Here is a 23,929-nt window from a genome sequence, read left to right as displayed (position 1 = left end):
CGATGCGAGCTGCGGTGCGCCGCGTCGTGGTGTTCGGCGCGGCACTCGTCGCAGGGGCCGCCTGCGCCAATCAGGCGCTGCCGCCTGGCGGTCCCCCTGATAACGCCCCACCACTCGTGCTCTCGGTTACCCCGACATCGCGATCCGTGGTGGGCCGCCCATCGACCGTGGAGATCCGTTTCGACGAGGTGGTCAGCGAGACCCCGAAAGCCGGGGGGCGTGACCTGAAGGATCTCGTGTTCATCAGTCCCCGCAGTGGTGAACCGCGCGTGGCCTGGAACCGTAAGTCGATCCAGATCCGTCCCTCGAAGGGATGGCGACCCAATACGGTGTATACCGTGCAGCTCCGGGCCGGCGTTCAGGACTTGGCCAACAATGGCCTCGATTCCGCCATCCGTGTGGTCTTCTCCACCGGCGGCCCCATCCCCGACACCCGTATCAGCGGTGTGGCATTCGACTGGGCAGCAGCGAAGCCGCAGAACGGTGCGGTCATCGAAGCGGTGTCCTCCGACACGACGCTGGTATTCCAGACGGTCGCCGACAGCGTGGGGCGTTTCGAACTGACGAACATTCCCGTCGGGGCATACTTGCTGCGGGCATACAACGACCGCAACACGAACAAGCAGCTGGAGCCGCTCGAGCAGTGGGACTCCACGCGTATCCAGGTCGCCACGGTAGCACGCGCCGAGTTCTATCTCTTCGCCCGGGACACCGTGGGGTTGCGTATCCAGAGCATCGAACCGGTCGACAGCAACCGCGTGCTGAAGGTGACCTTCGACAAGCCGTACGCGCTCGACCAATTCTTTGTCCCCGAAGGCACGCTGCTGTCACGCTTGCCGGACTCCACGCGTTTTCGCGTGAAGCTTGTGCAGACCGCCGGGCAGAAGGCCCTGCTCGACTCGGCGCTCGCCAAGCGCAAGGCGGACTCGGTTAAGGCGGAAGAAGCCAAGAAGGACACGGTGCTCACGGCAGCCCAACGCGCCCGTCGCGACTCCGTCGCTGAGGTGCGCCGTGCGGACAGTGTCGCCGCCGCCGACCGAGAGCGCCGCGAAGCTGCACGGCAGGCCGCTCGAGCACGCGGTGGCCGAGCGCTGCCGCTCGACACCACCCCTCCGCCCACGATGTCCCGGCCGCGCGTGTACACCGAGGCGTTCGTAACGCTCGACTCGGCGCTCCCGCCCGGAGCGACCTATCGGCTTCAGTTGACCGGCGTGAAGAGCCTCAATGCCATCACCAAGGCTCCGGCGCGCACCTTCACGATCCCTCGGCCCCCGAAGAAGGAGACCGACGCGAAACGCGACACCACCGCGAAACGCGACACCACGGCGAAGCGCGACACTACGGCGAAGCGCGATACCACGGCGAAGCGCGACACCGCACGGGTGCGCTCCGATACGGCGCGAACGGTCCGCCGCACAAGTCTGCTTCCGCTCACCACACGCCGAGGCCGTCGTTGAGCGAGGGATTGCGCCCCGCGCTGTTCATCGACCGCGACGGCACCCTCATCGCCGACGCGCACTATCTGGCCGATGCCTCGCGTGTGGTGCTGCTCCCGGAGGCGGGGCGGGCGGTGGCTTTGGCGAATGCCGCCAACGTGCCCGTCGTGATCGTGACGAACCAGTCGGGGATCGCACGCGGTCTGATCACCCCCGAGCAGTACCACGCCACCCGGGCGCGCACCGAGCAGCTGATTGCCAAGGCGGGAGGTACCGTCCTGGACACCTATCACTGCCCGCATCTGCCGAGTGATGCCTGTCGCTGCCGCAAGCCGGGCACGGCGCTATATGAGCGGGCAGCCACCGAGCATCGGTTGGATCTCGCGACCAGCGCGTACATCGGTGACCGCTGGCGGGATGCACAGCCGGCGCTCGCCACCGGCGGGGTCGGCATGCTTGTCCCGGGGATCGAATCGCCGGCCGACGACGTGGAAATGGCCCGGTCGTCCGCCTCCCCGCGAATCCATGTGGTGGAGTCGCTGATCAGCGCCGTGCAGTTGGCGCTGCAGACCCTTGGCGTAGCGCTGCCCTGACGCCCCCTTCCTGCTCTCCGCCTGTCCGCGCCCATGAGCTCTGATCACTCCGTGCACCGTCGCTCCCGCATCGCCGTCCTCGCCTCCGGTGGCGGTTCCAACCTGCAGGTCCTCATCGACCATTTCGCCGGTCCGGCGCAGTCGATGGGGGAGATCGTGTGGGTGGGATCCGACCGCGCCGACGCCGGCGCGCTCACACGGGCGCAGCAGGCGGGCATCGCCACTGGGGTGATCGACGCTCCGCGCGACAGTGAGGCGCTCGTGGCCACCCTGCGCGCGGCGGGTGCGGACCTGCTGGTGCTGGCTGGCTACCTCAAGCTGGTCCCCGAGGGGGTGGTGCGGGCCTTTCACGGGCGGCTGCTCAACATCCATCCCGCGCTGCTCCCAGCCTTCGGGGGGCCGGGGATGTACGGCCTGCGCATCCACACCGCGGTGCTCGACCATGGCGCCACCATCACGGGTGTCACTGTGCACTTCGTGGATGAGCAGTTCGACCGCGGGCCGATCGTGGCGCAGTGGCCGGTGCCGGTGCTTCCCGGCGACACGCCGGCGCTGCTGGCCGCGCGGGTCCTTCGGGCCGAGCACCGGCTCTTCCCGCTGTGCGTGGCCGCCGTGGCCAGCGGTGCCATCGTCCTTGGCGATGATCGCCGGGTACACGGACATCTCGACATCCTTGTTGACGTGGCGGCTCCGGAATGGCGGTTCGGACTCGAACCGGACACAACCGGCGACCTTCAGGCGTTTGCTCAGGATGCGGCCAGGTTGTTCCCCCGCTAACGCTCATTCCGTGGACGCCCCTGCCGGGGCCCCGCGCCCGCGTTCCTTCGACTTCGCACGACTGCCATGCGCGCCCTTCTCTCCGTTTCCGATAAGTCCGGCCTCGTGCCGTTTGCTCAGGGCCTGGCGGCCAAGGGCGTAGAACTCGTGTCCACCGGCGGGACCGCGCGCGCGCTGCGCGACGCCGGACTGTCCGTGAAGGACATCAGCGACATCACCGGCTTTCCCGAGATGCTCGATGGTCGCGTGAAGACACTGCACCCCGTGGTGCACGGTGGGCTGCTCGCCCGCCGCGACCTGCCCGAGCACATGGCGGCGATCGAGGCCCACCACATCGGCCTCATCGACCTCGTGGTGGTGAACCTCTATCCCTTCCGCGAAACCGCCGCGAAGCCGGGCGTTCATCCGGAAGAGGTGATCGAGAACATTGATATCGGCGGCCCCTCGATGCTGCGCTCCGCCGCCAAGAATTTCGAGAGCGTGTGGGTGATTGTGGACCCGTCGGATTACGCGCGCGTGCTGGAGCACGTGAGCGCCGGGACCGACGACGCCGCCCTGCGCCGCCTGCTCGCCGAAAAAGTCTATGCGCATACGAGTGCCTACGACGCGGCGATCGCGCAGTGGTTTGCGCAGCAGCGTGGGGAGCCCTTCCCGGACCGCTACCCGCTCGCCTTCGAGAAGCAGCAGTCGCTCCGCTACGGCGAGAATCCGCAGCAGCGGGCGGCGTTCTACGTGGAGAAGCCGGGCGCCGGGTTGGGTGCGCTCGTGCAGAAGGGGGGCAAGGAACTCTCGTTCAACAACCTGCTCGACCTCGAAGGGGCACTGCTGGCGATCGAGCCATTCGGCGTGCAGCCGGCGTGTGCGATCATCAAGCACACCACACCATGCGGTCTTGCCACCGGCCACGATGCACTCGACGCCTACCGGAAGGCCCTCGCCTGCGACCCGGTGAGCGCGTTTGGCAGTGTGATCGCCTTTTCGGTGGCGGTGGATGCGGCGGCCGCTGAGGCCATCTCGAGCCTCTTCGTAGAGTGCATCGTGGCCCCCGCGTTCGCCGAAGAAGCCGTCGAGATTCTTGGGCGCAAGAAGAACCTGCGCGTGCTCGAGGGAAGAGCCCTCTGGCCGGCCAACACGATGGATCTCAAGCGGGTACGCGGCGGCCTGCTGGTCCAGGACCGTGCGCCGGCACCGACGGATCCGCAACAGTGGACGGTGGTCTCCAGCCGTCAACCCACCGCCGAGGAACAGCGGGACCTGCTCTTCGCGTGGAAGAGCGTGGCGAGCGTGAAGAGCAATGCGATCGTGCTCGCACGCAACGGGGCCACGATCGGCATCGGCGCCGGTCAGATGAGCCGCGTCGACGCGAGCTTCGTGGCGGTACACAAGGCCACCACGCTCGGTCACGACACCAAGGGCGCGGCCCTTGGCTCGGATGCGTTCTTCCCGTTCCGTGACGGCATCGATCAAGCGGCGGCAGCGGGCGTGACCTGCATCGTGCAGCCCGGTGGTTCTGTACGCGACGAAGAGGTGATCGCTGCGGCCAACGAGCACGGCATCGCCATGGTCTTCACGGGCGAGCGGTTGTTCCGACACTGAGTCATCCGGAAGCATTGGTCCCGGCACGCCGTCAGGTCAGTGCCGGGCCAGCTCCGTGATGGCGCGCACCAGCGCGTCGAGCTCCGCGGTGGTGGTGAACAGCTGCGGCGTCACCCGCACCCCCGTCACGCCCGCGGTATCGATGGCGACGGTGAATATCCGGTAGCGGTCCATGAGCACGGTGGCGAGTTCGCCCGGCGGCATCCCCTCGATGCCCACGTTTGCGATGGCGCCGGTACGCGCCGGATCGCTCGGGGTGAACAGTTGCACGCGCGGCGTGCCGCGTACCTTCGTCGTCCAGTACTGCTGCAACCAGCGCAACCGTTCCTGCTTGCGCCGGATCCCGATCGCCTCGTGAACGGCGATGGCATCCTCGATCGCGAGATCGGTGTGCACCGGGTGGGTGCCGGTGTGATTGAGCTTGCGGATGTCGTCCTTCGCAAACCCCTCGTCACCATAGAGGGGCCACAGCTGCTCCACGCGCCCCGGCTTCACATACAGGATGCCGGCCCCGAGCGGAGTGCCCAGCCATTTGTGCAACGAGGCGCCGTAGAAGTCGCAGTCGAGCTCCGGAATGCGGAAGTCAAGCTGGGCGAAGGCGTGCGCGCCGTCCACCATCACCGGCACGCCGTGCGCATGCGCCATGTCACAGATCTTGCGCACCGGGAGCACCTGCCCGGTGATGTTGATCTGGTGGCACACCATCAGCAGCTTCGTCCGCGGCGTGATCGCGTTCGCGTACACCTGCACGACCTCGTCATCGCTCCTCGGATCGATGGGCACCGTCACACGCCGGTTCAGGATGCCCCACCGGCGCCCCATGAGCGCGAATTGGTCGAGCATGGCGCCATAGTCGTGCACCGACATCACCGCCTCATCCCCAGGCTTCCAGTCGAATCCCGAGATGACCGTATCGAGCGATTCGGTGGTGTTGCGCGTGATGATCAGGTCATTGGAGGTACACCCCGCGAGCGCGGCAAGCCGTGCCTGCACCCGGGCCTTGTTGGGCGCCTGCACGGTGCGCATGTAACGCGAGCTGAGCGCATTCACGGCCCGGATATGGCCCACGTAGCGCTCCAGGACCGGCTGCGACTGCATCGAGTAGTAGCCGTGCTCGAGGTGGATGAACTCGGTAGGCACCACATAGGTGGCGCGGAGTTCGCTCCAGAAGTCTTCGCGGGCCGCCAACTCGGCGGGCGACCAGCGGGACAGGGCCGCGACCTGCCCCGGCGTGAAGAACAGCCCGAGGGAGGCGGTGCCGACGGCTCGCAGGAACTCGCGTTTGTGCATGGGGGAAGGGCTGGGGCTGGATCGGGGGGGCGTTCGCGCCGGGCGCCGGGCGCCGAGCGGTCGGGGGGCAACGCCCGGGCCGTGCAGGCGAAAGTATATGGTGCGCGGGCCGCGCGTGCCCTGGGGTTCGACGGCTCCGGGGCCCCGGGCGGTTGTGCCCTCCGCCGCCCGGGGCGAACTTTCGGGATTCCGGCGTACCCGAATCACTGCGCTCTTCCCGTTGGACTGCCCCGCCCCCTCCGGGCCGGGCCGCACACCCTCCGATCAGTCCATGACCGTCGCAGCAACTGCTTCCGCGACCACGGCCGCCTCCGGTGCCACACGCGCCGCGTCCGCTGACCTCGACTACCGACCGTCCTACCTCGCCGCGGCGATCGCGGCGGTGGTGACCTTCGTGCTGTACGTGGTCACCCTCGCTCCCACGACGTCCATGTGGGACACCAGCGAGTACATCGCGGCCGCGTACGTGCTCGGCATTCCGCACCCGCCAGGCAACCCGTTCTTCGTGCTCATCGGACGGGTCTTCGCCATCCTCCCCATCGCCCCCAGCGTGGCCATGCGCATCAACGTGCTGGCCGCGTTGTCGAGCGCGGTATCGGCGATGTTCTGGTTCCTCGTGACCGAGCGCGTGCTGGTGCAGTGGATGCCGCGTCGCTGGCAGCGCATCGTGGGCGGCTCGCTCGCGGTCCTGATCGGTGCCACCGCCTTCACGGTGTGGAACCAGTCGGTGGTGAACGAGAAGGTCTACACGGTTTCACTCGTGGGGCTCGCCATCATCTGCTGGCTCACGGTGCGCTGGTGCGACGATCCCGAGGGCCCGCTGGCTGACCGCTTGCTCGTGCTGGTCGCCTATTTGCTGGGCCTTGGCTACACGAACCACATGGCCGGCATGCTCGCCGCGCCCGCGGTCGGAATGGCGGTGCTCATTCGCCGCCCGCAGACGCTCCTCCGCTGGAAGCTGCTGGTAGCCTGTGCCGCCGCGCTGGTGTTCGGCCTTACGCCCTTCGCCACGCAGCCCATCCGCGCCGCGCATTTCCCCGCCATCAACGAGGGGGAACCGACTGGCTGCGTGACGGAACTCAAGGCCGATTGCACCTTCAGCCAGCTCACGTACGACCGCTTCATGTACAACTTCAACCGCGGCCAATACGGCAAGCCGGAGCTCAGCGAGCGCCAGGCGCCGTTTACCGCCCAGCTGGGGATGTACTGGCTGTACTTCAAGTGGCAGTGGCTGCGCGACGCGTACAACGAGAACCCGGGGCTCCAGAACGGGCTCGCGGTCTTCTACTTCATCCTCGTCATTCTTGGCGGATGGATGCACTTCAAGAAGGACCGACGAAGTTTCTGGTTCTTCGGCCCACTCGTGTTCACCATGACGTTGGGGCTGATCTTCTACCTCAACTTCAAGTACGGGCACTCGCAGGCGCCCGATCTGGGTGACAGCGTGCCCCGTGAGGTGCGCGACCGAGACTACTTCTACCTCTGGAGCTTCTCGGCGCTGTCGGTCTGGGCCGCGCTCGGGCTGTTCTATCTCTGGGAGACGGTGGCCACGCTGTTCGGCGCCGATGAAGTGAAGCTGGGCAAGGAGACGGTGCTTGAGCCGCGTACGCGCAGCTTCGCCATGGCGTCGCCGCTGCTGGCCGTGGCGTTCATCCCGCTTTTCGGCAACTGGACGCAGGCCTCGCGCGCCGGCCAGACCGACACCACGGATTTCGCCCGCGACCTGCTCAACTCCGTGGAGCCTTACGGCATTCTCATCACCGTGGGCGACAACGACACCTTCCCGCTCTGGTATGCGCAGGAAGTGGAGGGCATTCGCAAGGACGTGGTGATCGCCAACACGTCGCTGCTTAACACCGACTGGTACGTGCGTCAGCTCATTCGCCGTCCGGTGTACGAGTACGACGCGGCAGCGGGCCCCGAGATCTACCGCAGCGGACAGTGGAAGAAGCCGAGTGGCTCGCCGATTCGGATGACCTTCGACGAAGCCGACGCGCTGCCGCTGGCGATTGCCACGCCGGAAAATGCGGCGTTCCAGAAGGACGCGATCGTGGCGCAGCCGCGTCTTCCACAGCTCATGAAGGCCGATCAGCTCGTGTACTTCATGCTGCGCGATGCCTTCCCGGAGCGCGGGATCTTCTTCAGCCGCACGGCCGGCGGCTACCCGTACGAGCTGGGGCTCGAGCGCTACACGGTCACGCACGGCATGACCAAGAAGCTCCTGACGCAGCAGGTGGTGCCGGGCGGCGACATCGCGCTCATTCCGGGCGAGGGCGCGGTGGATGTGCGCCGCTCGTACGAACTCTGGAGCAAGGTGTTCACTGCCACCAAGTCACTCGCGGCACGCGACGGCTGGGTGGACGACGCCTCCGTGGGCATCCCTGACCTCTACGTGATCAGCGGGGTCACGCTCGCCGAAGCGCTGGCCCAGAGTGGCGCCATGGAGCAGTCCAAGGCGGTGTACGAGCAGTCCAAGTCCATTGCGGCGGCCATGCGACGCACGCAGATGTTCGGCTTCGACCGTCAGCCGCAGCTGCCGATCGCCCCGGGCGCCGACACGGCGGCACAGCAGCTCCAGCTGCCGGCGGACACCACCAGGAAATAGGCGCGACCGCTCGTGGGACCACTGGGGGACGGCGTCCGACACGCCGTCCCCTTTTCGTTGTGGCCCATGGGGAACGCGCTCCGTCCGTTCCTCATTCGCTTTGCTGATGCTCACCACCGTTCTTGCGGCGTTGCTGCTCGTGCAGCCGCCTGCCTCCGCTGCTATGTCACCCGCTGATTCGCTGGCCGACGTGCGTGGCCGTGTGATCGATATCGCCACCAGCGCGCCGGTTGCCGCAGCGGCGGTGGTGGTGCGGGGCACGCGCACCGGCGTACTGACCGACGACAACGGGCGCTTTCAGCTGCGGGTACCCAAGGGACGCATGGCGCTCGTGGCGTCGCGGGTGGGGTACGCCCCCGACACACAAACCGTGGACGTACGTAGCGCCACCACGATCGTGATCGACTTCAGACTCCGCCCCAGCAGCACGCAGCTCAGCACCGTGCGGGTCGCCACCGACGCCGCCGAACGGTCCCTCTTCAGGCGCTCGCCGGACGCGGGGGTGATCACCATGCGCGGCGAGGCGGTGAAGCGTGTTCCCGTGATCGGCGAACCTGATGTGCTGCGCGTGGTGCAGCTGCTTCCGGGCGTTGTCGCGACCAACGACTTCACCGCTGGTTACAACGTGCGTGGAGGCGAGAGTGACCAAAATCTGGTCCTGCTCGACGGCTACCCGATCTACAATCCGTTTCACCTCGGTGGCCTGTTCGGCACCTTCATCGACGAGACCGTCGGAGCCTTTGAGCTCATCCCGGGGGCGTTTCCGGCGCGCCACGGGTCGCGTCTCTCGAGTGTGCTGAACGTGACCCCCAAGGAGGAGGAACGTGCCGGCCTCCACGGCGCCACCAGCGTCTCGCTGCTGGCCAGCACGCTATCGCTCGGCGGCACGGTGCGTGGCACTACCAGCTGGAGCGTGGCGGCGCGCCGGACCTACGCCGACCGGTTTGTGGCCCTGTTCACCGACAATCAGCTGCCGTACTGGTTCACCGATATGCAGGCGCACGTGCGGCACCGTTTCGGGCATGGTGGTACGCTGTCGGCCACAGCCTACCGGGGCAGCGACATCATCAAGGCCTCGCTGGCCATCTTCGGGGACTCGTCCTCGGCGGGCGGTGGTGGGCTGGCGTTCGACTGGGGGAATTCGCTCGTCGGTATTGCCTACGAGCAGCCGCTGGGCGCCGCAGGCCGGGGTCTGCTGCGCGCCGATTCGGCGCGCGTGATGCAGCGGGGGTCCTTGACCGGGTTCGGGACCACGCTTGATCTCGGCAACGGCTCGCTGCGGTTCACCAATTCGCTAGGCGACCGTCGCCTGTGGGGCGAGGTATCGAGGTGGCGGGGGCAGCACGAAACCCTCGTGGGATACGAGTGGTCGAGCTACCGGGTGCGATTCGATGCCCAATCGAGCGCCGCCAGCAGTGCCCCACTGCTGGCCGTGGCCGACGGGCCGTCTGCGGGCGCGGTGTACGTGGATCACACGGTACGTGCCTCGCGGCTGCTCACCCGAGTCGGGGTGCGCGGCGAGACGGTCACCGGTACCGGCTGGCAGGGGGTCTCACCCCGCATCTCGATGAAGTGGTTTGCCGGTAAAGATCTGGCATTCACCGCCGGGGTAGCGCGCACCACGCAGTGGACCCCGGCGCTGCGTAACGAGCAAGCGCCCGTGCGGGTCTTCGATTTCTGGCTGGTAGCCAATCGCTCCACCCCGGTGGCGTCGGCATGGCAGGGGACCGTCGGCGCCGAGCGCTGGTTCGACCGAACGCGCTTCGTTCGCGTGGAGACGTGGGCCAAGGATTACGACCGCCTGCCCGTCTCGAACTTCTTCAATGATCCCGGCGTCCTTGGCGACGAGTTCACGGCCACCGAGGGGCGCTCCTACGGGGCGGATGTGCTGGTGCGGCAGCTCGAATCACGAACGCTATCGGGATGGCTGGCCTACTCGTACGCGGTGAACTGGCGCGAAGGACCAGAGGGGCGCTTTGCGCCTATCCAGGATCGTCGGCACAACGTGAACCTCGTGACGTCGTATCGGCCGGGTGGGCGATTCACGTACGGCGCGCGGCTCGGCGTGGGGACGGGCACACCCTTCACCGATGTGACGGGGCAATTGGTGCGGCGCCGCTACGATCCCCTCACCAACACCTTCTCCACGCAGAACCTGCCGGTGCAACGCGAACCGATCGGGGGGCGCCGCAACGGTGCCCGGTTCCCGCTTGTGCAGCGCCTCGACCTGAGCGTGACCTGGAACCGCCCCGGCAAGCGCACGTGGGCGCCGTATCTGTCGCTGATCAATGCGTACAACGCGCGCAACGTGTTCACCTACATCTTCGACTATACCGCCAATCCGCCTACCCGCGCGGCGTTCTCACAATTTCCGCTGCTGCCCACCTTCGGTGTGACGGTTTCATGGTGATGCGCCCGCGGTCTGCGCGCTGGTCTCTCGTTGCGGCGCTCGCCGCCGGGATGTTGGCGGCGACGGGTTGTGAGATCGCCGAGGTCACCGTGGCACCACCGGCGCCTGCGGTCGTGGTCCACGCGGTGCTCAATCCCGACGCCCTCGAGCAGGTCATTCTCGTGGAGGCGTCGCTGACGGGACGCGTGGCGATCAACGACAATCGCGACTTCAATCCGCTCGATCCAATTCGCACGGCCGGCGGCGACCCGATCGCCAATGCCGACGTCCGGCTGCTAACGGGAAGTGATACGGCGGGGGTACGCGCGACCGAGACGCGCATTGGTACGCGTGGAACCGGTCGCTACGTGGTACCGCGCGCGATGCTCGCCGTGCAACCGGGGCAGTCATATCGCCTGCGCATCCGCACCTCGGCCGGGCAGCTCGTGACCGGCGCAACGCGCGTGCCCGGTGCACCGCCCGGGTGGCGTGCCGGCGCCCTCGCCGTGCGCACGTCGACCTTTCTGCGCGACCGCGACACACTGCGCCTCGAATGGCCCGCCGTGGAGGCAGCCCGCACGTACGCCGTGCGTGTGGAGAGCCCGTACGGGCCATGGGCGCTATTCTCCGACAGTACCCGATTCGCCCTCGACGGGCGTCTCCGCAACTTCCTCGCGCCGGGGCTGCCCAGCGTCTTCCTACCGGGGTTCCGGCAAACGGGGAGCATCGTGGCCGTCGATCGCAACTTCTACGACTACAACCGCTCGGGGAACGATCCGTTCGGTGGCACCGGGTTGATCAGCAGTGTGCAAGGCGGGATCGGTCTGTTTGCGAGCGTGCTCGAACTGCAGCGCTTCGAGCTGTCCGTGCTGCAGCAGGACCGTGCCCCGATCGATGCGGGGTGGCGCGGCGTGACCACCACCGGCACCGACGTCCTCTTCGATCTCTGGCTCGAAACTCCCGGGCCCCGCTTCTCGGCGCTCAGCGGCCGCCGCCGCACCCCGGAGCAGTTCATCGTCGGCACGCTTGCCGACGACGGGACCGTACGCCTCGCCACGCTGCGTGGGACCTCGAGCGCCGACACCGCGGGGTTCTTCACAGGCAGGGTGCTCGGTGACTCGATCGTAGGCAGTTGGTCCACCCGCTTCGACCCGACGGGACCGCGCATCTTCCGCCGAACGAGTCGCTGATCGGACGGCACGGCGCCGGAGCATGGTCCCCGGGCACACGGGGCGCGTAGATTTCATGGTCCCGGTTGCATTTCCCACCGACGGAGTTTCCCGCATGTTCGTACGTCGCGTTGCCCATTCGGCGGCTGTCGTGCTCTCGCTCACCCTCCCCGGCGTCACCCTGGCGCAGGGATTCCGTGGCGGTACCCAGATCAAGCCCGGCGAGGAGTGCCCCAAGGGCACCACCGAAATCCGCCCGCGCACCTGCCTCGCGCCGCAGGGCGACGTACCCAGCATCGTGGATTACCGCCCCAAGAGCACGCTCAAGGTGCCGGCCACGATGCGTATGAAGGCCAAGTTTCCGGTGGTGGACTTCCATGGCCATCCGTCGGGGCAGCTTGGCAGCGTGGATGCGATCGAGCGCATGGGCAGACAGCTCGACTCCATCAACGTGCGCCTCATGCTCGTCGCCAACAACGTGAGCGGCGACCAGTTGGTGAAGGGCGTGGAGCTGGTCCGGAGCACGCCCACGATGAAGGACCGCGTGCGCTTCCTGACCGGCATCAACTTCAGCGGCGTCGGCGCGCCGGGGTGGGCCGCCAAGGCGGTGGCGCAGATGGACGCCGACGCCAAGGCAGGTGCCGTGGGCATCGGCGAAGTGGGCAAGGGCTTCGGACTCTCCACCAAGAAGGCCGACGGCACGCGCCTCAAGCTCAACGACCCGGAGCTCAAGCCCGTGTGGGAAGCGGCCGCGCGCCTCAAGCTGCCGGTGTTCATCCACACGGCAGACCCACAGGAATTCTTCCGCGCGGTGGACTACACGAACGAGCGCTGGCTCGAGCAGTCGCTCTTCCCGGAGCGCAGCTATCCGCAGGATCGCTACCCGAGCTTCGAGCAGCTTATGGCCGAACGCGACAGCCTGTTCCGCGCGAACCCCAAGACCACCTTCGTGACCGCGCATCTGGGCTGGCACGCCAACGACCTCGGTCGCCTCGGCAAGATGTTCGACGAGATGCCCAACGTCCTCGGCGAAATGGGGGCGGTACTCTACGACATTGGCCGTCAGCCCCGCGCGGCGCACGACTTCTTCATCAAGTATCAGGACCGCATTCTCTTCGGGAAGGACAGCTACCAGCCCGAGGAGTACCCGTACTACTGGCGCGTGCTCGAAACACGCGACGACTACTTCGACTATTACCGTGACTACCACGCCTTCTGGAAGCTGTACGGCATCGATCTCCCCGATGCGGTACTCAAGAAGGTGTACTACCAGAATGCCCTGCGCATCACCGGCATCCCCATGACGGGCTGGCCAAAGTAAATAGACGCAACGAGGGCCGGTCGCGAATGCGATCGGCCCTCGTTTGCTTTGGCGACAGCAAACCCTACCGCGTCAGTTCCGACGCCCCTGCAGGCGCGAGAGGAGATGCAGCAACTCTAGATACAGCCAAATCAGCGTGACCATCAGGCCGAACGCCGCGAACCACTCCATGGCCTTGGGGGCACCCATGCGCGCGCCTTCCTCGATCCGGTCGAAATCGAGCACGAGGTTGAGCGCGGCCACGCCGGCGATGGCCACGTTGATGCCAATCGCGAGCCAACCGTTCGACGTGAAGTAGCCGATCTGTACGCCGAAGAGCGAAAGCAGGAACGAGCCGAGGTAGAAGAGCCCGATGCCGATCATCGCGCCGACGAGCATGCGCTTGAACCCTTCCGTCGCGCGGAGCACACGCACGCGGTAGAGCACCAGCACACCGGCCGCCACCCCGAAGGTGAGCAGCACCGCCTGCTGCGGCAGCCCCGCGAAGCGGAGGTTGTACAGCGCCGAGAGCGCACCGAGGAAGATCCCTTCCAGCGACGCGTAGATGGGCGCGGTGACAGGCGCCCACTGTGGACGGAAGCTCGTGGCAAGCGCGAACACAAAGCCGCCCAGCCCACCCACGAGCATAGCCGGCATGACCAGGTCCGTACGACCACCTGCCACCTGACTCCAGGTCAGGAACGCCGAAAAGGCGACAACCGCCAGCAGCAGGCTCGCCTTACCGGCGGTTCCAGCCACGGTCATGCCACCCGTTCGCGACACGCCGAACGTCTCGCGTGCGGTGTCGGTGAATTTGGAGAGAACCGGATTATTGGTACGCATGGGAGTTGGTCAGTAGGAGAACGGACCTGCGAAGGTCGCAACAACTACAGGGATTCTACACCAAGCACCTGCGAAACGATCGGATCGAGACCGCCACGCAGAGGATCGCACACCGGAACGCCAAGCTCCACCTGCACCTGTGTCCGGTATTCGGCCCACGCCGCGTCGTCCAGCGATGACGAATTGATCGATACGCCGGCGAGCCGCACGCCGCGATTGGTGATTCGGGCCGCGGCCAGGTACTGCGCCACCGCGTCACGCAGCGGCGGGATGGGGAAGTCGGGGCGATACTCGATCGTGGTGCGTGTGGGATCGTGACAGAGTACGATCCAGTCGGGTTGAGAGCCGTGCAGCAGCCCGAGTGTCACGCCCGCGTAGGCCGGATGGAAGAGTGAGCCCTGCCCTTCGATCACATCATAGTGATCGGGGTCGTTGGCGGGCGACAGCACTTCGGCGGCGCCGGCAATGAAGTCGGCGACAACGGCATCGATGGCGATGCCGCTGCCGGCGATCATGATCCCCGTCTGCCCGGTAGCGCGGAAGGTGGCTTTCGCGCCGTGGGCACGGAGCGCGTTGGTAAGCGCCAGCGCCGTATACTTCTTGCCGAGGGCGCAGTCGGTGCCAACGGTGGCGATGCGCATGCCGCTGCGCTTGGTCCCCTCCCCTGCCGGAAATCTCTGGTCGGTGTGCCGCACGTCCATGAGCCGCACCCCCCGGGTGCGGGCCGCCTCCACCAACACCGGGAAACTGGTGAGGCGTGTATGCATGCCGCTCACGATGTCGAGGCCGTGGGCGATGGCATCGAGCAGGTCGGGGACCCAGCTATCGGGGAGCTTCCCCCCCACCGACGCGATCCCGATCACGAGGCTGCCAGCGCTCTTCGCGGCCGCATCGGCGGGGGAGAGACGCGGCAGCCCCACACTCACGGTCGCCGTTGGGAGGCTCCACTCGCCCACAACATCGGTTGGGCACCAGTCGCGAAGACCACAGGCTGTCTTGGCGTCGGTGGCGTACTGGGCGTCGCCCAGATAGAGGAGGTAGGGTTTGCGCAGTTCAGGCATGCCATGAAGCTGTCGCCGAAGACCGTAACCCGCTACGCCGCTACGCCGATGCGCCGCTGAGTCGTCGCCTCGGCGCCGTCCGCCGCGGCGGCATCCGCCCATGAACTTGGACGTTTCCTACGTCGCCCGTTAACTTGCCGTTGCCCCGCGCAGCTACAGAGCGCGGTGTCAGGGGGGATGGTCGAGTGGTTTAAGGCTCCGGTCTTGAAAACCGGCGTACCGGCAACGGTACCGTGGGTTCGAATCCCACTCCCCCCGCTATGCGTATCCGAGGGAAGAGCTCAGCCGTCGCAATCGCCGCCGTCGTCACGGCGGCGATTGCCGTTTCCGCCGGTGCCCAGAGCGTGCCGCGCATCACCGAGTGGCCGACCGGCGTGACCACGCTCCTGCAGGCGGTGCACGCGGTAAACAGCGAAGTCGTGTGGGCCGCCGGGCACCGCGGCACCGTGCTGCGAAGCCGTGATGGTGGCCGCACCTGGGAGCGCGTGGAAACGCCGGCCGGCGACACCCTCGAATACCGCGACGTGCACGCCGTCAGCGTCGACACCGCCTGGATTCTGAGTGCAGGAGACGGCTCGAAGTCGCGCATTTACCGCACCACCGACGGTGGCGCCACCTGGCGCCTGCAGTTCATCAATCCCGATCCCTCGGCGTTCTACGACTGCCTGTCATTCGGCACGACCCTGCAGGGGGTGGCGTACGGCGACGCCTCGCATCAACGCACGAACCTCCTGCGTACCGACGATGCCGGCGCGACGTGGACGCTGCTCGCGCCGGCCGCCGTCCCCTCCCCGCTGCCCGGAGAGGGCGCCTTCGCCGCGAGTGGGCGCTGTGTGGTGCACGGCAATGCCACCACGGTGTACGTGGCCACCGGCGCCCCCGGGGCCCGTCTCTTTCGCAGCCGCGACGCGGGGCGTACATGGGCCGTGGAAAACACCCCCTTCACCCGCGGCACCGCCGCCGGACTCACGGGCCTCTCGTTCGTCGATGGCACGCGCGGCATCGCCGTCGCCGCCGACATCAACAGGCTCCGCACTGATGTCTCACAAGCGGTGGTGGGGGTGACGACCGATGGCGGCCGCACCTGGCAGTTGCGTACGCGACCGCCATTGCCGGGCGCACTCGCCGGCGTGACCTGGGTGCCCGACGCCGGCCCCGGCGTGGCCGTCGCCGTGGGCTTCGGCGGGGCCTTTTACTCCCTGGACGAAGGACGCAGCTGGACCACCATCACCGATCAGGTCACCACCGGTGTGGACGCATTCGGCCGCGCCGTGTGGATCGGCGGCGCCAACGGCAAGCTCTGGCGCCTCGACTTCTAGGCTGATCCCCCAGTGTCATCGTCGACAGCAACCGCTTCCCTGATGTCGGCGCGAGCGGCGCTATCGGGTTCTCACTGATAGGCCCTGCTGCGATCGCCGATCTTCCGCATTCCGTGCCGTTGCCATTGCTTCCCCGCGCCGCTCCCGACTACATTTCCGCTCCGTCGTGGTTCTCAGGAGCTCTGGCGGCGCGAGACGCGCAACGTGTTCGGCAAGAACGGGTTGGCCGTGTCCGTGAGGTGAGGAGAGATGGCCGAGAGGCTGAAGGCACCGGTTTGCTAAACCGGCATAGGGGGTCAACCCCTATCGCGGGTTCGAATCCCGCTCTCTCCGTCCCGCGGGTCCGCTGGCTTGCCGGCGGGCCCGCGTTTTTTTATCCCGGTGGTTGTCCCTCTGGTTTCGTCGTTTCGACCTTCTCCGGTCTGTGGCACTATGACGGCAGCGTCCCCCGCGAAGCGTCCACGCGTTCGCTTTGCCCCCTCCCCCACGGGTTTCCTGCACGTGGGCGGTGCGCGTACCGCGCTCTTCAACTGGTTGTACGCCAAGAAGTACGACGGCGACTTCCTCCTCCGCATTGAAGACACGGACCGCCAGCGGAGCACCGACGAAAGCACGCGTGCCATCTTCGACGGCATGCAGTGGCTGGGCCTCACGTGGGATGAGGACGTAGTCTATCAGGGCGCCAATGTGGCGCGCCATTATGCCGACGCGCACGCGCTGCTCGACAGCGGTGCGGCGTATCGCGACTTCACGCCGCCCTCGGAGTTGGAGCGCCTGCGCGCGGAAGCCGAGGCGCGCGGCGACGCGTTCAAGTTCGACCGTACCTTGGCCGACCTGAGTGCGAGCGACCTCGCGCAGAAGCTCGCGAACAACGAGCCGTACGCCATTCGTTTCAGGGTCCCCGAGGGGACCACCGAATGGCCCGACCTTGTACATGGGCGCATCGCGTTCCCCAACAAGGACATCGAGGACTTCATCATCCTCCGCTCCGACGGCACGCCTGTGTACAACATGGCCGTGGTGTCTGACGACATCGCCATGGGGATCACGCTCGTGATGCGTGGCGACGACCACATCTCCAACACGCCCAAGCAGATTCTGCTCTATCGTGCGCTCGGCGCCGAGGTGCCGCAGTTCGGGCATGTGCCGATGATCCACGGCACCGACGGCAAGAAGCTCTCGAAGCGCCATGGGGCCACGGCGGTCGGCGACTACCAGCATCAGGGCTTGCTGCCGCAGGCGATGCTCAACTTCCTCGCCCTCCTCGGTTGGTCGTCTGGCGACGATACCGAAGTGATGACGCTCCCGCAGCTGATCGAGCGTTTCAGTGTGCAGGGGCTGCACGCGAAGGCTGCCGTATTCGACACGAAGAAGCTCGAGTGGATGAACGGCCAGCACCTCGCGCACATGCCGATCGACGAGTTGGCCGCAATCGTGGCGCCGATGATTGAGCACGCTGGGCTGTCGACCGTTGCAGAGCTGACAGCCAATCACGCCTGGTTCTGCGGTGTGCTCGAACTGCTGCGCATCCGCGCGCGCCTCACCGACGAGATCGTGGCGCAGGCGCCGCCGTTCTTCACCGACGGCGTGGAGTATGATCCGGAGGCGGTTGCCAAGCAGTGGCGCGATGCCGCCGCAACGGCCGACATTCTCGAAGCCACGCACGATCGGCTGGCATCGCTGGGCGACTGGGAGCCGGCGCCCATGGAAGAAGCGCTGCGGACGTTGGCGGAGGAGCGCGCCATCTCCGGCGGCAAGATCTTCCAGCCGCTACGCGTGGCCCTCACGGGGCTGACCGTGAGCCCGGGGATCTTTGATGTGCTGCTGTACGTGGGGCGTGAACGTTCGCTCACGCGCTTGAGCCGCGCGGTGGCGTTCCTGCGGGGCTGAGCAGCGCGACGAACAGCCGTTACTTGTCGCTGCTCTTGGGCTCGATCGATTTGACCGGAGCCGCGACACTCGCGCTGGGTGCCCGCAGCCGCTCGCGCCGCTCGGCGTCGCGGCGCTTGTCCATCTCTTTGACGATCCGCTTGAACTCGGCCTCACCCATGCCGCGTTCCGACATGCGCTGAATATCGGCGCGGCCGGCCGCGAGCCGCGCCTCTCGGGCCATGGCGGTGGGGTTCGCGGACATGCTGGCAGCGGTTGCCGCGTTGAGCGGCAGCAGCCCGAGCAGGGCGTTGGGGATCATGACCTTGCCGAGGCGGATGCCTTGCTGGTCCCAACCCCACTTGTTGCCGCTCTTGTCGGTCTTGGTCCAATCACCGGGCGCGCGGCCATAGCGCCCGGAGGCACGGGCGAGCGAATCCAGCGAGTCGGCCGCTGCCGTGAGGACGCCGGCCATGATGCTATCGAGCTTGTCGGCGCGATCCCCTGACGCCACGCCGGTCCCGCCGCCGCCACTTCCCACGGGGCCGCGCCACACGCGCTCGTCGTTGTAGTTGGGGCGCACCCCGCGCACGTTGGGGTCGATCGCCCCCACGCCGTTGTTGCCCGACGGCACGCCGCTCCCGGTGTCACGGGGCGTGGCGACCGGCGCCGGCGGCAGTGGCTGCGCCGACAATGGACCAGCCGCCGGTGCCGCCGGTGCGGCCGTCATGGCCGGCGGCACCTCGGCGCGGGAGCGCGGGACGACGGGGGCCGGCGCCTCCGGGGCGACATACGTGAGGCGTTCCTCGACGGCGGCTGCCTGGCCACCGAAATCGAGCCACGCCGGAATGCCGTGGCCGAAGGTCAGCGCCTGAATGAGCACGGCGCCCACCGCCACATGCAGGGCGACCGCCACGGCCATGGCCCGCGTCGAGCGCCTGTCCCCCCGGGGGAGCCCGGAGAGCCTCGTGCTCAAGGCCCGACGCGGCGACGCCCCATGTGAACGCGCGCCCTCCGCTCCGGCAGTGCCGGAGTCGTTGCCGTCCGGCGGCACGAGGGGGGGCGTGGAGGACATACGAGAAATCTACTCGGCTTTCTTGATGGGAGGGGGGACGGGGCGCCTCGGCGCCCCCTCGGGCGTCAGGCGCCAGCCACCACCGGGTTTGACACCCGGCTGAGCCCGACCAGTTCCACCTCGACGACATCACCGGGGTTGATGGGGCTCACACCGGCCGGCGTTCCGGTGGCCACGATATCCCCGGGCTCGAGCGTCAGGTACTGCGAGATGTACTTGAGGAGGAAGGGGATCTTGAACACCATGTCGGCACCGGTGGCATGCTGCACCACCTTGCCGTTCAGCCGGGTGATCAGCTCGACCTTGTCGAAATCGGCCGGCGGCGGCACCGGCACCCCCACCGGGCAAAAGGTGTCGAGGCCCTTGGCCCGCGCCCACTGCCCGTCGTTCTTCTGCAGGTCGCGCGCGGTCACGTCGTTGAGGGCCACGATGCCGCTGATCGCCGCCACGGCCTCGTCTTCGCTCTGCGCCTTGCACAGGCGAGATCCCACCACCACGGCGATCTCCCCCTCGTACTCGATATGCGTCGAGACCGGGTGCAGCACGATCGCGTCTCCCTCGCGGATGATCGACGAGGTCGGCTTGAGGAACAGCAACGGCTCTTTGGGCACGTCGTTGCCCATTTCCTTGGCGTGTGCCACGTAGTTGCGGCCGACGCAGACGATCTTCGAGGGGAGAGACATGGTAGAAGCGGAAGGAGACACGGCGACAGGTGAAACGAGACCGGTAGACTGATAATTGGCACCGATGACCGGCGAAACGCTATCGCCGCCGCCGGTGATAGAACTTGGACACCTCACCACGGATCTCTCCCCAAGGCCCCACGAGGCGCTCGGCGGGGGGAAGTCCGTCAAGGAGTTCGCGTCCATAGCGTTTGGTCACCACGCGGGGATCGCTGAGCACCACGACCCCGGCGTCTGTCCCTGTTCGGATGAGGCGCCCGAATCCCTGTTTAAGGCGTAACGAGGCGTGGGGCAGCATGAACTCGCCGAACGGATTACCGCCGCGCGCCTCAATGGCCTCGCACTGAGCGGCCACCATGGGTTCGGTCGGGACGCGAAAGGGCAGCTTGGCGATCAGCAGGCCACGCAGCGCATCGCCTGGCACATCCACGCCCTCCCAAAAAGTGGCGGTGCCCAGCAGCACGGCCCGCCCACTGTCGCGGAAGCGCTGCAACAGCACGTCGCGCGGCTCCTCACCGTGCACGAGCAGCGGCCACCCTGCCCCCTCACCGGCACCACGCAGCCATTCGGCCATCTCCCGGACATCGCGATGGCTGGTGAAGAGGGCAAACAGGCCGCCGTCGCTCGCCGCCATGAGATCACGCAGATGCCGTGAGACGGCGGCAAAGTGCGCGCGCGCATCCTCGTTGGGCGCGGGCAGATCGGTGGGAACCACGAGCATTGCCTGCGACGGATAGTCGAACGGTGACGGGAACACGGCCGTCCGCTTCGTGCGCTTCGCGTCATCGATGCCGAGCCGCTGCTCGAGGAAGGCAAAGCCACCGTGCGTGGACAGCGTGGCACTGGTAATCACCGCGGTTTCCACGCGCTCGAAGAGATCTTCGCGCAGCACCGGTGCGAGATCGAGCGGCACGCAGTGCACCGCCACGTTGCGATCGGATCCGGTGGGCTTCCCCTGGAACTCCATCCATCGCACCACCGGGGGGCCATCGGCTGGCGTCATCAGCGCCTTGGCCAGTGCATCGCCCGCACTCTGCAACCGTCGCATGACGGCGCGCACTTCATTGAGCAGCGGCGCCATCTCCTCGGCGCGCTTCTCGTCGGTCTCCAGCCGATCCCGTACCGTCTTGAGCCCCACGCCGAGCGCATCGATCTCGGTGAGCAGCTCCTTGAGCGTGCCCTCGATCCCGTTGCGCCACAGGTCGTGCTGCTGAAACTCGGCCGTGAGTCGCATAACCGGCGTGCCCTGCATCTCCAGCACCGCCGTCAGCAACTCGAACAACAGGTGCACACGATCGCGCGCCGTGACGGCACTCGAAAACAGGCGTTCCTTCACCAGGTCGTGACTGGCCACGCTCAGGAGGTCGTTCTTGCCGGCCAACCGGGCCGCGAGTGCCGGCAGCAATCCTTTGCCCCGCCGTTCGAGCCGGCCGAACAGGCGTGACAGGGCGCGGCGCGTGATGGAGCTGCCCAGGTGGGCGGCCGCAGCATCCTCCAGATGATGGCCTTCGTCCACCACGAGCCGCTTGTAGGCGGGCAGCACCGCGGCATCATCCCAGTTCTGTGCTTGACGCCGCACCGCCACGTCGGACATGAGCAGGTGGTGATTCACCACCACCACATCGGCATCGGCCGCCTCACGACGCGCCTTGAACAGGAAGCACTTGTCGTAATACGCGCACTTCAGACGCCCGCACAGGTCGGGCTCGGCCGAGACCTCGTCCCACACGTCGGAGCGGGGCGGCGTAGGCAGATCGGCGAGCGACCCGTCCTGCGTGCGCTGCGACCACTCCACGAGCTGCTCCACTTCCCCCGAGAGATTGTCCTCGAACAGCGCCGCCCCCGCGCCCGACGCCTGTTCAAGCCGCATCAGACAGAGATAGTTGCGCCACCCCTTCAGCAGTGCGAATCGCACGGGCTGGTCGGTGAGGGCGCGCTGAAGGAATGGGAGGTCCTTGGCCACCAGCTGCTCCTGCAGCGTGATGGTATTGGTGCTCACGATGGTCCGCTCCTTGTTGGCCGCGGCCCACCGCAACGCCGGCACGAGATACCCCAGCGACTTGCCGACGCCGGTCCCCGCTTCCAGCAGCGCCACGCCCCCCTCGTTGAAGGCCACGGTGACTTCGCCGGCCATGGCGCGCTGGCTCGGGCGGTCCTCGTAGTCGCGCGCGCCGTGCACCTGGCGCATGGCCTGCGCGATCAAGCCGTACGGGCCAAGGGTGACGTCCACCACATCGACGTCGACGGGCACCAGCTGCTTGCCACGCGGCACCTCGGTCACGAAGTACACGCGCGTGGCATCGTTGTCCACGATGGCGAAGGCCACGCCGTTGCCGTGCAGCCGGTACGCCACCTCCATGTCGGCATCACTCGGGGTGAGTTCGCCGGACGGATGATTGTGCACCAGCACTTCCCCGCGCTCGGCCACGCCTGGCAGCGCGAGCACGCTCTGCACATCACCGGCCGCCACCTTCCGGGCGGTCTGGATCACGCCTTCCTCATCGATCGTGGCCACGAAGCAGACTTCGTTGCCCCCGTGCAGCCGGATCGATGTGCGGATCGCGGCGGCGGCCTTGGGCGCCAGCCGCGCTTCCCCCATCCCCATCATCTCCGTCGCCTTCGCCTTCGACTTCGCCACGTAGCGCGCGCGGTCCGGTTACGTCTTCCGCGGCTTCTTCTTGGCGGCCGGGAAGAGGACGTTGTTGAGAATGAGGCGATAGCCCGGCGAATTGGGGTGCAGAGACAGATCGGTGGGCGCGCTGCCGATGGCGTGCTGCGGATCCTCGGGGTCATGCCCACCGAGGAACGTCCACGACCCGCGACCGTAGTCGCCGTGCAAGTACTTGGACCACGGCGCGCCTTCCTCCTGCGCCAGCACCGTCACGGTGGACTTGACCACGGCCCTGTTGAAGCTGGTGGTCACCCCGTAGAAGTCGGGGATGACGGTGCGATGATTCTGCACGAGCATCGTGGCGACGGGGTCGAGCTTCGCGGAGAAGCCGAAGAGCGAGAAGGTGCCGAGGGGCTGGCGGCGCGACGGCACGTTGACCTGATGGCCATCGATGTCGCTGAGCGCATTCACATACGGCGACGGCTCTACGTGCGCCCCCTGGAAGGCCAGGGCGCGCGTCCAGTCCAAGCGGCTGTCGGCATCGGCCGCGGGCGGCGTGCCATCGGAGAACGGCCCGGCGATGTCCACCAGCAGCGACGCGATCGACAGATCAAGCGACTCCGTGGCTCCGCACATCGCAAAGAGAAATCCGCCCCGGTCCACGAAGCCGCGGATGTTGTCGGCCACGGCCTTCTTGAGGGCGGGTACGTCGCCCTTGCCATACTTCCGCCCGGTGGACAGGTCACGTTCCCGCTGCGCCACGAACCACGGCGCATCTCGATAGGCGAGGTAGAGCTTGTTGTACTGCCCCGTGAAGTCCTCGTGGTGCAGGTGCACCCAATCGTACTTGGCCAAGTCACCCTTGAGGACGTCGTCGTCCCACAGCGACGTGAAGTCGATGCCGGCATACGTCAGCGCGAGGGTGACCGCATCGTCCCAGGGGGGCTCATCGACCGGGCGATAGATCGCGACCTTGGGCGCGCGCTCGAGTACCACGGCATCCATGTTGCCACCGGCGATCTCCGCGCGCGCCGATGCCACGCCGGCATCCGTGAGTGGTTCGACCGTCACCCCGTCGAGCGCCGCACGCTTGCGCAAGTCGGGCACATCGGGGAGCAGGAATGCGCCACCGCGGTAGTTGAGGAACCACTCCGCCTTCTGCCCGCCCTTGAGCGCCTGAAACACCACCCCGTACGCCTTGAGGTGATTGCGCTGGCCGTCGTCCATGGGCAGCAACAGATGCTGCGCGAGCGCAGACTGCGCACCGCATAGCAGGAGGGCACCGATCGTCAGCCACCGTCGAAAACACATGA

The 23,929-nt window shown here is 67.2% G+C and carries 17 protein-coding genes and 2 tRNA genes; 12 read left to right on the top strand and 7 right to left on the bottom strand.

Annotated elements, in window-relative coordinates; translation table 11 throughout:
* Window positions 1-2: 2 nt before the first annotated feature.
* From ACIQ51_RS07875 to purH, 4 genes are all read left to right on the top strand, one after another.
* A complete protein-coding gene (locus ACIQ51_RS07875) occupies window positions 3-1,457 on the top strand; it encodes an Ig-like domain-containing protein (RefSeq protein ID WP_396204484.1) in 1,455 nt (484 codons plus the stop codon).
* Window positions 1,454-2,029 carry a D-glycero-alpha-D-manno-heptose-1,7-bisphosphate 7-phosphatase gene (locus ACIQ51_RS07870; RefSeq protein ID WP_396204483.1) on the top strand — a complete coding sequence of 192 codons (576 nt, stop codon included), beginning with the start codon at window positions 1,454-1,456 and terminating at the stop codon, window positions 2,027-2,029. Before ACIQ51_RS07875 ends, ACIQ51_RS07870 begins: the two co-directional genes overlap by 4 nt.
* Window positions 2,030-2,062: 33 nt before the next feature.
* The gene (gene purN / locus ACIQ51_RS07865; protein ID WP_396204482.1) at window positions 2,063-2,806 is read left to right on the top strand and encodes a phosphoribosylglycinamide formyltransferase; all 744 of its coding nucleotides are present in this window, start codon (window positions 2,063-2,065) and stop codon (window positions 2,804-2,806) included.
* Window positions 2,807-2,872: 66 nt separating this feature from the next.
* Window positions 2,873-4,402: a bifunctional phosphoribosylaminoimidazolecarboxamide formyltransferase/IMP cyclohydrolase gene (gene purH / locus ACIQ51_RS07860; RefSeq protein ID WP_396204481.1), complete on the top strand. Its 1,530-nt coding sequence runs from the start codon at window positions 2,873-2,875 to the stop codon at window positions 4,400-4,402.
* Window positions 4,403-4,438: 36 nt separating this feature from the next.
* Here the strand turns inward: purH and ACIQ51_RS07855 are convergent, their stop codons facing one another.
* Window positions 4,439-5,692, bottom strand: coding sequence for an aminotransferase class V-fold PLP-dependent enzyme (locus ACIQ51_RS07855; RefSeq protein WP_396204480.1), 1,254 nt, complete (start codon window positions 5,690-5,692; stop codon window positions 4,439-4,441).
* 271 nt (window positions 5,693-5,963) lie between these two features.
* Between ACIQ51_RS07855 and ACIQ51_RS07850 the strand changes: the two genes are divergently transcribed.
* The 4 genes from ACIQ51_RS07850 to ACIQ51_RS07835 all read left to right on the top strand — a co-directional run bounded on the left by ACIQ51_RS07850 (window position 5,964) and on the right by ACIQ51_RS07835 (window position 13,176).
* A complete protein-coding gene (locus tag ACIQ51_RS07850; protein WP_396204478.1) occupies window positions 5,964-8,297 on the top strand; it encodes a DUF2723 domain-containing protein in 2,334 nt (777 codons plus the stop codon).
* 106 nt (window positions 8,298-8,403) lie between these two features.
* Window positions 8,404-10,707: a carboxypeptidase-like regulatory domain-containing protein gene (locus tag ACIQ51_RS07845; protein WP_396204477.1), complete on the top strand. Its 2,304-nt coding sequence runs from the start codon at window positions 8,404-8,406 to the stop codon at window positions 10,705-10,707.
* On the top strand, window positions 10,701-11,876 hold the full coding sequence (locus ACIQ51_RS07840; protein ID WP_396204476.1) for a DUF4249 family protein: 1,176 nt from the start codon (window positions 10,701-10,703) through the stop codon (window positions 11,874-11,876). The genes ACIQ51_RS07845 and ACIQ51_RS07840 overlap by 7 nt, the downstream gene beginning before the upstream one ends.
* A 94-nt stretch (window positions 11,877-11,970) precedes the next feature.
* Window positions 11,971-13,176 carry an amidohydrolase family protein gene (locus ACIQ51_RS07835; protein ID WP_396204475.1) on the top strand — a complete coding sequence of 402 codons (1,206 nt, stop codon included), beginning with the start codon at window positions 11,971-11,973 and terminating at the stop codon, window positions 13,174-13,176.
* 72 nt (window positions 13,177-13,248) lie between these two features.
* Here the strand turns inward: ACIQ51_RS07835 and ACIQ51_RS07830 are convergent, their stop codons facing one another.
* Window positions 13,249-13,998, bottom strand: coding sequence for a Bax inhibitor-1/YccA family protein (locus ACIQ51_RS07830; protein ID WP_396204474.1), 750 nt, complete (start codon window positions 13,996-13,998; stop codon window positions 13,249-13,251).
* Window positions 13,999-14,042: 44 nt separating this feature from the next.
* The gene (locus tag ACIQ51_RS07825) at window positions 14,043-15,059 is read right to left on the bottom strand and encodes a DUF1611 domain-containing protein (protein ID WP_396204473.1); all 1,017 of its coding nucleotides are present in this window, start codon (window positions 15,057-15,059) and stop codon (window positions 14,043-14,045) included.
* A gap of 171 nt (window positions 15,060-15,230) precedes the next feature.
* Between ACIQ51_RS07825 and ACIQ51_RS07820 the strand changes: the two genes are divergently transcribed.
* From ACIQ51_RS07820 to gltX, 4 genes are all read left to right on the top strand, one after another.
* A tRNA-Ser gene (locus tag ACIQ51_RS07820) sits at window positions 15,231-15,317 on the top strand.
* Between the two features lie 2 nt (window positions 15,318-15,319).
* Window positions 15,320-16,378, top strand: a complete 1,059-nt coding sequence (locus tag ACIQ51_RS07815) for a WD40/YVTN/BNR-like repeat-containing protein (protein WP_396204472.1) — start codon at window positions 15,320-15,322, stop codon at window positions 16,376-16,378.
* A 243-nt stretch (window positions 16,379-16,621) separates the two neighbouring features.
* Window positions 16,622-16,711 (top strand) — tRNA-Ser (locus tag ACIQ51_RS07810).
* Window positions 16,712-16,810: 99 nt separating this feature from the next.
* Window positions 16,811-18,268 (top strand): glutamate--tRNA ligase, encoded by a 1,458-nt coding sequence (gltX, locus tag ACIQ51_RS07805; RefSeq protein WP_396204471.1) that lies wholly within the window; start codon window positions 16,811-16,813, stop codon window positions 18,266-18,268.
* Window positions 18,269-18,287: 19 nt separating this feature from the next.
* Here gltX and ACIQ51_RS07800 read toward each other — a convergent pair whose 3' ends face one another.
* The 4 genes from ACIQ51_RS07800 to ACIQ51_RS07785 form a co-directional block, all read right to left on the bottom strand.
* Entirely contained in the window at window positions 18,288-19,322 is a 1,035-nt protein-coding gene (locus tag ACIQ51_RS07800) for a hypothetical protein (RefSeq protein ID WP_396204470.1), read from the bottom strand.
* Between the two features lie 65 nt (window positions 19,323-19,387).
* Window positions 19,388-20,005 carry a fumarylacetoacetate hydrolase family protein gene (locus ACIQ51_RS07795; RefSeq protein WP_396204469.1) on the bottom strand — a complete coding sequence of 206 codons (618 nt, stop codon included), beginning with the start codon at window positions 20,003-20,005 and terminating at the stop codon, window positions 19,388-19,390.
* Window positions 20,006-20,084: 79 nt separating this feature from the next.
* A complete protein-coding gene (locus ACIQ51_RS07790; RefSeq protein WP_396204468.1) occupies window positions 20,085-22,643 on the bottom strand; it encodes a helicase C-terminal domain-containing protein in 2,559 nt (852 codons plus the stop codon).
* 18 nt (window positions 22,644-22,661) lie between these two features.
* Window positions 22,662-23,927, bottom strand: a complete 1,266-nt coding sequence (locus tag ACIQ51_RS07785; protein WP_396204467.1) for an asparagine synthetase B — start codon at window positions 23,925-23,927, stop codon at window positions 22,662-22,664.
* Window positions 23,928-23,929: the final 2 nt, after the last annotated feature.

The sequence above is a fragment of the Gemmatimonas sp. genome (genome assembly GCF_044344655.1).
GTDB lineage: Bacteria > Gemmatimonadota > Gemmatimonadetes > Gemmatimonadales > Gemmatimonadaceae > Gemmatimonas.
The sequence above is the reverse complement of the archived record's forward strand: the minus strand, read 5'-3'. Positions and strand labels throughout refer to the sequence as shown.

What these genes read in the sequence shown, in the direction of transcription:
- ACIQ51_RS07875 (WP_396204484.1), top strand. Translation starts at nt 3, where the DNA reads ATGCGAGCTGCGGTGCGCCGCGTCGTGGTGTTCGGCGCGGCACTCGTC.
- purN (WP_396204482.1), top strand. Translation starts at nt 2,063, where the DNA reads ATGAGCTCTGATCACTCCGTGCACCGTCGCTCCCGCATCGCCGTCCTC.
- purH (WP_396204481.1), top strand. Translation starts at nt 2,873, where the DNA reads ATGCGCGCCCTTCTCTCCGTTTCCGATAAGTCCGGCCTCGTGCCGTTT.
- ACIQ51_RS07855 (WP_396204480.1), bottom strand. Translation starts at nt 5,692, where the DNA reads ATGCACAAACGCGAGTTCCTGCGAGCCGTCGGCACCGCCTCCCTCGGG.
- ACIQ51_RS07850 (WP_396204478.1), top strand. Translation starts at nt 5,964, where the DNA reads ATGACCGTCGCAGCAACTGCTTCCGCGACCACGGCCGCCTCCGGTGCC.
- ACIQ51_RS07845 (WP_396204477.1), top strand. Translation starts at nt 8,404, where the DNA reads ATGCTCACCACCGTTCTTGCGGCGTTGCTGCTCGTGCAGCCGCCTGCC.
- ACIQ51_RS07840 (WP_396204476.1), top strand. Translation starts at nt 10,701, where the DNA reads ATGGTGATGCGCCCGCGGTCTGCGCGCTGGTCTCTCGTTGCGGCGCTC.
- ACIQ51_RS07835 (WP_396204475.1), top strand. Translation starts at nt 11,971, where the DNA reads ATGTTCGTACGTCGCGTTGCCCATTCGGCGGCTGTCGTGCTCTCGCTC.
- ACIQ51_RS07830 (WP_396204474.1), bottom strand. Translation starts at nt 13,998, where the DNA reads ATGCGTACCAATAATCCGGTTCTCTCCAAATTCACCGACACCGCACGC.
- ACIQ51_RS07825 (WP_396204473.1), bottom strand. Translation starts at nt 15,059, where the DNA reads ATGCCTGAACTGCGCAAACCCTACCTCCTCTATCTGGGCGACGCCCAG.
- ACIQ51_RS07815 (WP_396204472.1), top strand. Translation starts at nt 15,320, where the DNA reads ATGCGTATCCGAGGGAAGAGCTCAGCCGTCGCAATCGCCGCCGTCGTC.
- gltX (WP_396204471.1), top strand. Translation starts at nt 16,811, where the DNA reads ATGACGGCAGCGTCCCCCGCGAAGCGTCCACGCGTTCGCTTTGCCCCC.
- ACIQ51_RS07800 (WP_396204470.1), bottom strand. Translation starts at nt 19,322, where the DNA reads ATGTCCTCCACGCCCCCCCTCGTGCCGCCGGACGGCAACGACTCCGGC.
- ACIQ51_RS07795 (WP_396204469.1), bottom strand. Translation starts at nt 20,005, where the DNA reads ATGTCTCTCCCCTCGAAGATCGTCTGCGTCGGCCGCAACTACGTGGCA.
- ACIQ51_RS07785 (WP_396204467.1), bottom strand. Translation starts at nt 23,927, where the DNA reads ATGTGTTTTCGACGGTGGCTGACGATCGGTGCCCTCCTGCTATGCGGT.